The sequence below is a fragment of the Tellurirhabdus rosea genome (genome assembly GCF_026278345.1).
Classification (GTDB): domain Bacteria; phylum Bacteroidota; class Bacteroidia; order Cytophagales; family Spirosomataceae; genus Tellurirhabdus; species Tellurirhabdus rosea.
On the sequence record NZ_CP111085.1, the window covers coordinates 260,001 to 271,311 of the forward strand.

Annotated in this window: 9 protein-coding genes; 7 read left to right on the forward strand and 2 right to left on the reverse strand. The window is 54.9% G+C overall.

Translation table 11 applies throughout. From position 1 onward, the window contains the following. The first annotated feature begins 348 nt into the window (after positions 1–348). The 7 genes from ORG26_RS01085 (at position 349) to ORG26_RS01115 (ending at position 7,896) form a co-directional block, all read left to right on the forward strand. Positions 349–1,599, forward strand: a complete 1,251-nt coding sequence (locus tag ORG26_RS01085) for a serine hydrolase domain-containing protein (RefSeq protein WP_266366553.1) — start codon at positions 349–351, stop codon at positions 1,597–1,599. A gap of 97 nt (positions 1,600–1,696) precedes the next feature. Next, entirely contained in the window at positions 1,697–2,575 is an 879-nt protein-coding gene (locus ORG26_RS01090) for a cell division protein FtsX (protein WP_266366555.1), read from the forward strand. Positions 2,576–2,663: 88 nt separating this feature from the next. Continuing rightward, positions 2,664–2,882 carry a DUF3098 domain-containing protein gene (locus ORG26_RS01095; protein WP_266366557.1) on the forward strand — a complete coding sequence of 73 codons (219 nt, stop codon included), beginning with the start codon at positions 2,664–2,666 and terminating at the stop codon, positions 2,880–2,882. Continuing rightward, positions 2,879–3,745, forward strand: coding sequence for an undecaprenyl-diphosphate phosphatase (locus ORG26_RS01100; RefSeq protein WP_266366559.1), 867 nt, complete (start codon positions 2,879–2,881; stop codon positions 3,743–3,745). Before ORG26_RS01095 ends, ORG26_RS01100 begins: the two co-directional genes overlap by 4 nt. Positions 3,746–3,868: 123 nt before the next feature. Then, on the forward strand, positions 3,869–4,588 hold the full coding sequence (truB, locus tag ORG26_RS01105; protein ID WP_266366560.1) for a tRNA pseudouridine(55) synthase TruB: 720 nt from the start codon (positions 3,869–3,871) through the stop codon (positions 4,586–4,588). 48 nt (positions 4,589–4,636) lie between these two features. Further along, positions 4,637–5,584: a bifunctional riboflavin kinase/FAD synthetase gene (locus ORG26_RS01110; RefSeq protein WP_266366562.1), complete on the forward strand. Its 948-nt coding sequence runs from the start codon at positions 4,637–4,639 to the stop codon at positions 5,582–5,584. Positions 5,585–5,673: 89 nt separating this feature from the next. Next, positions 5,674–7,896 (forward strand): carbohydrate binding family 9 domain-containing protein, encoded by a 2,223-nt coding sequence (locus ORG26_RS01115; RefSeq protein ID WP_266366564.1) that lies wholly within the window; start codon positions 5,674–5,676, stop codon positions 7,894–7,896. Between the two features lie 116 nt (positions 7,897–8,012). Here the strand turns inward: ORG26_RS01115 and pheA are convergent, their stop codons facing one another. Together pheA and ORG26_RS01125 are read right to left on the reverse strand one after the other, a co-directional pair. Further along, positions 8,013–9,086, reverse strand: a complete 1,074-nt coding sequence (gene pheA / locus ORG26_RS01120; RefSeq protein ID WP_266366566.1) for a prephenate dehydratase — start codon at positions 9,084–9,086, stop codon at positions 8,013–8,015. 124 nt (positions 9,087–9,210) lie between these two features. After that, positions 9,211–11,097, reverse strand: coding sequence for a DNA topoisomerase IV subunit B (locus tag ORG26_RS01125; protein ID WP_266366567.1), 1,887 nt, complete (start codon positions 11,095–11,097; stop codon positions 9,211–9,213). Positions 11,098–11,311 lie beyond the last annotated feature (214 nt).

Consider the following 11,311-nt stretch of genomic DNA (forward strand, 5'->3'; position numbering starts at 1 on the left):
TATAAATAACCGATTCTACACCCTTTTTTGTTCCTCGCCAGTCATGATTTATATAGTCTCTTAAGTAACCTAAAAGACACAAAATTTAACTTTTCCAACACTCTTTAAAACGACCGACGGCCGGCGGTCTAATAACCGATCAATAAAGCCCTATCAAAATTTGTCTGTTTCCTCAGTACTGATTTATGGATTTCTCTTACCTTTTGCGCCTAAATCTTTAACATCATGCGTCACTTTTCTGCCCTTTTTCTCTCCTGCTGTTTTTGTTCCCCTTTATTTGCTCAGCCTAAATCTACACCGCCTGCCAAACCAGTAGCTCAGCCGCCCTCCGCCCAGCCGTTCACCTCTGTGGCGAGCCATGCTGGCGGTTTGAGCGAAACGGACCCGCAGCGGGTTGGCTTCAGCGCCGATCGTCTCCAGCGCATTGACCGCCTCCTTCAGGAATATGTCGATAAAAAGCGCATTCCGGGCGCGGTTGCGCTGGTGGCACGCAACGGACAACTGGTGTATCATAAAGGCATTGGGCAGGACGATACGGAGGCAGGAAAGGCGATGAAACGGGAAGCCATCTTTCGCATTACCGGACTCACCAAACTGGCAACCACCATTGCCGTGATGATGCTGTACGAAGAGGGCAAGCTGCTGCTGGACGACCCGATTGCCCGGTACATTCCCGAGTTCCGCAATGCCAAGGTTCTGGGTAGGTTCAATCCACGGGATAGCTCCTTTACCTCCGTGCCCGCCAAACGACAGATTACCATCCGAAATCTGCTCAATCATACGTCCGGAATCAGTTACCCCATTGTCGGGTTAGGCCCAAAGGAGGCAATGGCTATTTACCAGAAAAACCGCATTCCGAACGGAGTCGGTACGCCCAGCGCAAACCTGGCAGCTTCGGTAAAAACTCTTGCTCAGCTTCCGCTGATGCACCAGCCCGGCGAGAAATTCACTTACGGCCTCAATACCGATGTGCTCGGCTACCTGGTGGAACTGGTATCCGGTCAGAAGCTGGATCAGTTTCTGCGGACCCGCCTGTTTGAGCCGCTCGGCATGAAAGACACTTATTTTTACCTTCCTGCCGAAAAAGCCAACCTGCTCACTCCGCTTTATACCGAAGACACGACCCGGACGGTCAAGAAGATGCCCGCTCAGATGAATCCTGACTACCCCAAAGCGGCCGGAACGTACTTATCGGGCGGCTCCGGGCTCTGTTCAACCGCTCTGGATTATGCCGCTCTGGTCCAGATGATTCTGAATCAGGGCGAATTCAACGGCAAGCGCATCCTGAGCCCGATGAGTGTGCGGATGATGGCCACCAACCAGATCGGCAGCCTGGCCATCGGGGCCCGACGGTTCGGTTTTGGTATGGCCCTGGCTACCAGTCAGGAAGCTTCCCTGCGGCCGGTGTCCGAAGGCACGATGGAATGGTCCGGCATTCTCGGAACGACCTTCTTTGCCGATCCGAAAGAGAATCTGATCGGTATCCTTTTTATCAATAAATACCCCAACAGCTTCGGGGATGTGGACGACAAATTCAAGGTGCTCGTCTACCAGGCGCTGACCGGACCGGAAACTTCTTCCTTTCAGGCAATCCGTTAATTTTTCCTAAAATCCGTCCTGGCGGTTCAGGCAGGCGGTTGGCGTTCGGGCAAAATGTCTATTTTTGCGGAAACACCAATCGCCTGTCAACGTTTTTATGGCTACCAAAAAGAGAGTGGGTTCGTATCCGAGCGGGATGATTCTTTTCAGCCTGACCTCGGCGTTGTTTCTCATGGGCTTCTGCGGACTGCTTGCCCTGCAGTCCAAAAAGCTGGTTCAGTATATCAAGGAAAACAACGAAGTGCGGGCTTTTCTCGACAAGGATCTGGAAAAAGATAAACGGGAAGCCCTGCAGAAAACCATTTACGCCAAGCCTTATATATTATATACGAATACGGCTCCCCAGGTCACCTTCGTTAGCCGGGATGATGCCGCCAAGGAATTCATCGCCGAAACAAAGGAGAATTTCAACGACCTGCTGACGGAAAACCCGCTGCGTGACTCCTACCGGATCAAACTGCGCGAGGATTATTTTGAAGAAGCCAAACTTCGTTCCGTAAAGCAGGATTTGGAGAGCGTCGACGGCGTCTTTGAAGTCGTTTATCAGGAAAATATTGTGGATGAAATCAACCGCAACATCACAAAAGTGTACATCGTGCTCTCAGTTTTTGCGGTGATTCTGCTGATTATCATTGTCGTGCTGATGAATAATACGATCCGGCTGGCGCTGTATTCCCAGCGGCTGCTCATCCGGAGTATGCAGCTCGTCGGGGCGACCAACGGCTTTATTCAGCGGCCATTCCTGTGGCGGGGCATTGTTCAGGGTTTTCTGGCCGGACTTATCGCCACGGGTCTGCTGATCGGCCTGCAGCAACTGGCAAACCAGAACATCGAAGGCTGGGCCATGCTTCAGGAACTGGACAAAATCGGTCTGATGTTTGCCGGTCTGCTGGTGTTGGGCATGATTATTGGCCTGATCAGTACGTTCCAGGCCGTTCATCGCTACCTGCGAATGTCGCTCGATGAACTTTATTAAGAATTAATTACGGTCAATAGTCGCTTCGTAAAAACTGAACGCGAAGTCGATAAGGGCCGGAGAATGAATACGTTAAAACCTGATTTTTATGACTAAACTTCCCTTTGGCAAAGCCAACTACACGCTGATGATTGTGGGCGTGGTGGTCATTCTGCTGGGCTTTTTCATCATGAGCCTGGACAAAGAAGAATTCGGCTTTGGTGCGCTCGGCCTGACGGTTGGCCCCCTGATCGTGTTTTCCGGATTTATTATTGAATTTTTTGCCATACTTCGCCGCACCGGGCAGGATAGTCAGTCGAATCAATGAGTTTATTTCACGCCATCATGCTGGCGATCATCGAAGGACTGACGGAGTTTCTGCCGGTTTCTTCCACGGGCCACATGATTATTTACTCTTCTCTGGTCGGTATCAGCAGCCAGGAGTTTACCAAGCTTTTTACCATCAATATTCAGTTTGGCTGTATTCTTTCGGTTCTGGTGCTGTATCGCCGCCGATTTCTGGTAGAAGCCCGGAAAGCCGTTCAGCAAACTCCCATTTGGTACTCGGCCCTGCCGGCCGGTCTGCAAAAGGCCACCCGCGGCCATGTGGGCATGCTTGATTTTTACATCAAACTGTTTGTTGCCTTCCTGCCCGCAGCGGTCATCGGCTTTCTGCTGAACGATTTCATCGATTCGCTGCTGGAAAACATTTATGTGGTCGCCATCTCGCTGCTGCTCGGTGGCTTTGTCCTGATTTACATCGACCGCCTCATCAACCGGGTGGACCGCGACTACGATGTGACTTTCCCCGAAGCCCTGAAAATCGGGTTTTTCCAGTGCATTGCCATGATTCCGGGGGTTTCGCGGTCGGCGGCCACCATCATTGGCGGGATGTTTCAGGGATTGACCCGCACGCAGGCGGCGGAATTCTCGTTCTTCCTGGCCGTTCCGACGATGGCCGCCGCTACGGGCTACAAACTGCTGAAAACCTACAAAATGCTCAGCGCCGACGACATCCAGATTCTGCTGATCGGCAACGCCGTGGCGTTCGTGGTCGGTCTGCTGGCCATTCGGGGCTTCGTCAGTTTTCTGACCCGGTATGGCTTCAAGGTCTTCGGCTATTACCGCATTGCCGTCGGTCTACTTCTGCTGGGCCTGCTGGCGGCGGGGGTGAAGCTGGAGGTGGTGTAGGATGGGTGGTTGAATGGTTGTAGATGGCTGAATGGCTAAATCCACAGCCACTTAACCATCCAGCCATTTACAGCCATTCAACCATTTTAACCATCCCAGCCAATCCTTCCGTATCTTTGCCCCATGCAACAACCACAACAGGACGAAGGGCAGGTTCTTCTGATCGATAAACCGCTGCGGTGGACCTCTTTCGACGTCGTCAACAAACTCCGATACGCCGGAAAATTTAAGAAAATAGGCCATGCCGGTACGCTGGACCCGCTGGCTACGGGCCTGCTGATTCTGTGTACCGGAAAGAAAACCAAGCAGATCGACCAGTACCAGGCGCAGGAAAAAGAGTACACCGGAACACTTGTGCTGGGCAAAACCACGCCCTCGGTCGATCTGGAAACGGAGTTTGATGCCGAATACAACCTCGCTGGTCTGACCGCCGAAGCGGTTCAGGAGGCCGTCCGCCAGCTGACCGGCGAAATTACCCAGATTCCCCCGATTTATTCGGCCGTCAAAGTGAACGGCGAACGGCTTTACGAAAAGGCCCGTCGGGGCGAAACCGCCGAAATTAAGTCGCGGACCGTTTCCGTTCCGGTGTTTGAGGTAGAAACCAGCCGTTTCCCGGAAATCGATTTTCGGATTGTTTGTTCCAAAGGGACGTATATTCGCAGTCTGGTTCGCGACCTGGGCCTTCTGCTCAACAATGGCGCGTACCTGAAAGTGCTGCGCCGCACCCGCATCGGGAACTTCCGGGTGGAAGACGCCGACACGGTAGAGGAATTTATAACGAAAATAAAGGCATCCGTCCCTCAGCCGTCAGTCGCCAGCCCGGAGGCGGGCCCCAACGACTGACCACCGGTGACCGACCGACCGCAGCGGCGGACCGCTGACGACTTTTTCATGAACGTTTACCACGGAATAGAGTCTTTCAAGCCATTGCCCTTTGCCGTCGTGACCAGCGGTACCTTTGATGGCGTTCACCTCGGGCATCAGAAAATCCTGAATCGATTAACGGAAATCGCCCGGAACAGCGGCTCGGCCGGGGCCGCTGGCCAAACGGTCGTGCTCACGTTCTGGCCGCATCCCCGCACGGTGGTTTCCAACGACAGCCAGGACCTGAAACTGCTTTCTACCCTCGACGAAAAGGTAGAACTGCTCGAACAGGCGGGCATCGACAACCTGATTATCATTCCCTTTACCCGGTCGTTTTCGGAGCTGACCTCCGAAGAGTTCATCCGGCAGATTCTGCTCGACAAAATCGGCACCCGGAAGCTGGTTATCGGCTACGACCACCGGTTTGGGCGTAACCGCGAAGGCGGGTTTGACTACATCCGCCAGCACGCTCCCGAATATGGCTTTGAAGTGGAAGAAATTCCGCGGCAGGACGTGGAAGCGGTCGGTGTCAGTTCGTCCAAAATCCGGGCGGCGCTGCTGGAAGGCAATCTGCGCATCGCTACCCAGTTTCTCGGACGGCCTTACAGCCTGACGGGCACCATCGTCAAAGGCCGGCAACTGGGCCGCACCATCGGCTTCCCGACGGCCAACATTCAGATTGATGACCACGAAAAGCTGATTCCGGCCAACGGCGTTTACGCGGTCGATGTCCTCTACCGGAACCAGCTATTGCAGGGCGCCATGAACATCGGCACCCGCCCGACGGTCGCCGGCACGAACCGGACCATTGAGGTCTACATCTTCGATTTCAATCAGGACATTTACGGCGAACATCTGACCGTGAAGCTGCGGGCGTACCTGCGTCCGGAGATGAAGTTCAACGGCCTGCCGGAGCTGGTGGAGCAGATGAACCGGGATGTGGAACGGGCCAAAGGCATTCTGGGGAACGGATAAACCCGCTTTGGTTTCTATTCGTGATGAGTGGTTTCGTCGGATCGGCACGGGCTTTGTACTTTTGCCGATTCGTTACCCAACCGCTATCTATGACCAAACGTTTCTTCTTACTTCTTTTCCTGTATTCTTCCCGACTCGTTGCCCAGGACGCTACCGTTTTTGCGCCTGATTCCGTCCGAAAAACCCTGCTGGCCCGGCCGGTCAATGCCGTTTTGCGCATCGACGGACGCCTCGACGAAGCCGCCTGGAAAACAGCACCCGTTCTGGCCGATTTCGTGATGATCGAGCCGGTGCAGGGCAGCCGTCCCACCCAGCAGACCGAAGTCCGCGTTTTATACAATCACCACTTTCTGTACATTTCGGCCTTCTGCCGCGATTCGCTGGGCCGCCGCGGCCTGCGGGTCACCGACTTCCGCCGGGATTTCAGCCCCCGCTCTCACGACCATTTTGGCATCGCCATCGACGGCTTTGGCGACCGGCGAAACGCCATGATGATGATGACCAACCCTTACGGCACCCAGCGCGACCTGCTTTCGTTTGACGATGCGCTGTACGATACGGACTGGGACGGACTGTGGCGTGTCCGGACAAGCCGGCTCGACTCGGGCTGGGTGGCCGAATTTGCCATTCCCTGGCAAACGCTGCGGTATCCAAAATCAGCGGACAGCACCCAAACGTGGGGCATCAACTTTTTCCGCAACCGCCGGATGACCAACGAAGCCACGGCCTGGTCGCCTTTCCCGAGGGCATTTAGCCCGCTGCGGATGGATTATGCCGGTCAACTGGCGAATTTGCAACCACCGCCGCCCTCGCCCAACATCCAGGTCAATCCTTACCTGCTCTGGTCCAACGACCGCTACGACGGCTCTGAGATTGGCAACCGAAGCCGCGACGCCCTGAAGCTCGGCGGCGAGGTCAAGTGGGCCATCAATCCGAACAGCGTGCTGGACCTGACCTTCAACACCGATTTTGCCCAGGCAGATGCCGACCGGCAGGTTAACAACGTCACCCGGTTCTCGGTCTTCTTCCCGGAGCGGCGTCAGTTCTTCCTCGAAAACGCCAGTCTTTTCGGAACGGGCCTTTACCCAGGCGATGACCAGTCGGGCGGAAGCATGCGGATTCAGCCGTTTTTCAGCCGACGCATTGGTCTGGATGATTTCGGGAATCCCATTCCGATTCAGGCCGGAGCCCGGTACGTGTACCGCTCCCTCAAACGGAATTACGGCGGTATTCTGATGCGGCAGATGGAGCAGGCGGACAGCCCGGCCACCGTTTTTGCCGTCGGGCGTTATTCCCAGAACATCGGGGCCCAGAACCGGATCGGCGGGCTTTTCACGCTCAAACAGCAGCAGCGTCTGGATTCACTTCCGAGCCGCAGCGAGTGGGTCGGGGCCGTCGATGGCTTCTTTCGCTTTGGCGAAAAATCAACGCTGAACGGCATGCTCATTCAGTCGGCAGCTTCCGACGGGCAGGGACAGGGAGTGGCGGGCTACGCGCGGTATACGTTTGCGACAAACCAGTGGAAAATCTGGTGGACGCAGTCGGTGGTAACCAAAAACTTCAACCCTTCGGTCGGTTTTGTCTCCCGCAGCGACGTGGTCGCCACGACACCGGGCATTTTCTGGTACAACCGGGGCCGCTGGATTCCGTTCCGGAAACATATCCGGGCCTTCGAACCGGGCATTATGACGGAGTTTTATCACCAGGCGTCCACCGGGCGGCTGATTGAGCGCCAGCTGGCCTTCAACCCGATCTGGTTCAACTTCCAGCGCGGCGGTTTCTTCGGTGTGCTGGTTACCCCGACGTACCAGTACCTCACCGAAGCCTTTGTGCCGCTGGGCGTGACGATCGCGCCGGGATGTTATAATTACACCCGGTACGCATTCTGGGCAGCCACCGATCCCTCCCGCAAAATCAGTTCCACGCTGAATTACGAAATCGGAAGCTATTATGACGGGCGGCTGGGCTCGGCCGACTGGACCGTTCGGTACTCGCCCATTCCGCATATTTCCATCAATATGCGGTACACGACAAACCGGTTTAAAGAAGTTGGCGAGGAAAAGACTAGCCGAACGGTGGACCTGTACACGGTAGAAGGCCGTTTCGCCCTGAACCCGCGCGTCCAGCTCATCGGCTTTTACCAGAAAAATACGGACAACAACCGGGACATCTACAACATCCGTCTTGCCTGGGAATACCGGCCGCTCTCGTTCCTGTATCTGGTTTTCAACCACCGGGGCTACCAGCAGGCGGGCAGCCGCCAGAACGAGCAGCACGTGATCGGAAAAGTGAGCTTTCTGAAGCAGTTCTGAAATATAGGTATGAGGTATAAAATATGAGGTGGCTCCGCCGAAGTGTTAACTGACCGGCAAAACCACCTCATACCTCATACCTATCACCTCATACCTAAAACGCCTCATACCTACTTCTACGACACCTTCACGTAGCTGCCCAGGCACTTTACTTCGGTGCCGTGGTGCTGGAGGATTTCCTGTACTTGTGGGTCGTCGCAGTGGCCTTCGAATTCGATGAGGAACCAGTATTTGAACGAGGCGCCGTCGCGCAGGGGGCGGCTTTCGATCTTGGTCAGGTTGATCTGGCGGGCGTCGAATTCCTGGAGGAACTGGGCCAGCACGCCGGGCTTGTTGGTGTTCTGGAGTTTCGCGACAAGGGTCGTCTTGTCGTTGCCGCTTTTCCCATTCTGAAAATTCTTGGCCAGAATCAGGAAGCGGGTCCGGTTGAGGTCCGAGTCTTCGATGTTATCGAACAGGACGGGAACGCCGAACAGTTTGGCCGCGATATGCGAGCAGATGGCCGCCGCGCGGGGCTGCTGGGCCGCCAGTTTGGCCGCCTTGGAGGTCGATTCCACCGGCACCATTTCGACATCCAGCCCTTCAAAATATTCGTTCAGGAATTTGCCGCACTGCCGGAAGGCGATGTCCTTGGAGTAGATGTGCGTGATCTCGTGAAGTTTGTCGGTCTGCGTGGCAAACGTAAAATGAACCGGGATCTGGGCTTCCGCCGCAATTAGCAGTTCTTTTTCAAACAGCAGGTCGATGGTTTCGTTCACCACCCCTTCCTGGTTATTCTCGATGGGCACCACGCCGAAGCGGGCGCGGCCGGTTTCGACACTTTCAAATACCGACCGGATGGTGGGCAGGGCCATGTATTCGCTCATGGCTCCAAAACGGCTTTCGGCGGCCTGGTGGGTGAAGCTGCCATCCGGCCCCAGGAAGGCCACGCGCTCGGGCAGTTCGAGGTTCCGCGAAACGGCGAACACTTCCAGAAAAATCGCTTCGATGGCGGAGGGCGTCAGCAGGCCCTGGTTCTGCGCGTTCAGCCGTTCCAGAATCTGGCGTTCGCGCTCGGGCCGGTAAATGATGGAGTTGCTGGACTTCTTCACTTCACCCACATGCCGCACCAGTTCCATGCGTTTGTTCAGGAGCTGAAGCAGTTCATCGTCAATGGCATCAATCTGGGTACGGAGAGATTCAAGGGTCACTTTGGAAAGAGTTATGAATTAAGAGTTATGAATTAAGAGTTATGAGTTATGAGTCGGCTCCGCTGAAATAACAGATATTTCTACAAGCGAAGCCAACTCATAACTCATAACTCTTAATTCATAACTACACTAAGGCTACGTCCTCCACATCCTTTTCAATGCGGAGGTTGTCGATGATGAAGCGCTGGCGGTCGGGCGTGTTCTTGCCCATATAATAGCTGAGGAGTTTCGGGATGGAGGTTTCTTTCTCCATGATCACCGGCTCCAGCCGCATGTTCTCGCCGATAAACAGGCCAAATTCGTCGGGGGAGATTTCGCCCAGCCCTTTGAAGCGGGTGATTTCCACCTTCTTGCCGCCTTTGGTCAGCTTATCGATCGCCCGCTGTTTGGCGTCTTCCGAATAGCAATAAACGGTCTCTTTGTGGTTCTTCGGGTTCCGAACGCGGAACAGCGGCGTTTCGAGAATGTAAAGATGCCCGTTCCGGACCAGATCCGGAAAGAATTGCAGGAAAAAAGTCATCATCAGCAACCGGATGTGCATGCCGTCCACGTCGGCGTCGGTGGCGATCACGATGCGGTTGTAGCGCAGGGTTTCCAGACCGTCCTCGATATCAAGGGCGTGCTGCAGCAGGTTGAACTCTTCGTTTTCGTACACCACCTTCTTGGTCAGCCCGAACGAATTCAGCGGTTTGCCGCGCAGGCTGAAGACCGCCTGGTTCTGGACGTTCCGCGACTTGGTGATCGAACCGCTGGCCGAGTCCCCTTCCGTGATGAACAGCGTCGTGTTGAGCCGTTCGTCCGATTTGGCGTCGGTGAGGTGCATGCGGCAGTCGCGCAGTTTCTTGTTGTGCAGGTTGGCTTTTTTAGCCCGTTCGTTGGCCAGTTTCTTGATGCCCGCCAGTTCCTTCCGCTCCCGCTCCGACTGCTCGATCCGCTTTTTCATGGCGTCGCGAACGGCCTGGTTCATGTGCAGGTAGTTGTCGAGGTGTTCTTTCAGGAAATTGCCGACGAAAGTCCGCACGCTCGGGCTGTCGGGCTCAGGAGCCATCGTCTGCGAACCCAGTTTCGTTTTGGTCTGCGATTCAAAGACCGGCTCCTGCACGCGCAGGCTGATAGCGCCGATGATCGACGCCCGGATGTCCGACGCCTCGTACGATTTATTGAAGTGTTCCTGAATGGTCTTGACGATGGCTTCGCGCAGGGCGGCCAGGTGCGTGCCGCCCTGGGTCGTATACTGGCCGTTGACGAAGGAGTAATATTCTTCGCCGTACTGGTTGCCGTGGGTCAGGGCGAGCTCGATGTCCTGCCCTTTCAGGTGGATGATCGGATACCGCAGGGCTTCCTCGTCGGTCTTGTTGCGGAGCAGGTCGAGCAGGCCGTTCTGCGAAACGTACTTCTGCTTGTTGAAGTTGACGACAAGCCCGGCGTTCAGGTAACAATAGTTCCAGATCATGCTGTCGACGAACTGGCCGCGGAAATGGAAGTTCTTGAACACCGTATTGTCCGGCTCGAAGACCATCAGCGTTCCGTTGCGCTCGGTAGTCGCCTCTTCGCCTTTGTTCTTCAGCACGCCGCGGTCAAACTCTGCCCAGACCGTCTTGCCGTCGCGGTACGACTGGACCTTGAAATAGGACGACAGGGCATTGACGGCTTTGGTGCCGACCCCGTTGAGGCCGACCGATTTCTGGAAGGCGCCGGAGTCATACTTCCCGCCGGTATTGATTTTGGAAACCACGTCGACCACCTTCCCGAGCGGAATGCCCCGGCCGTAGTCGCGCACCTCGACCCGGTGGTCGGTCACTTTAATGTCGATCGCTTTGCCGAAACCCATGACGTGTTCGTCGATGGAGTTATCGACCACCTCTTTCAACAGAACATAAATCCCGTCATCGGGAGCCGAGCCGTCGCCCAGTTTCCCAATGTACATACCCGGACGAAGCCGGATGTGTTCGCGCCAGTCGAGCGAACGAATGCTGTCTTCGGTGTACTGTACGTTGCTATTTTCAGCCATTCATGAAGCAATTTGTAACCCAAACTAACTAGGAGAGTCTCAACGGTACGATAATTGAATATGGGACAAAACGGTGAGCAAATTTCACTGCTGTGGCACAAACTATGAAAACGCCCCGTACAAAAGAAAACTGTTTCAATTGTATAAAAAGTTCGTTTACTTTGTGAGGCAAAGTAAGTTTGTATATCATTTTCGCCCTTTTTTCGTTAAAAGT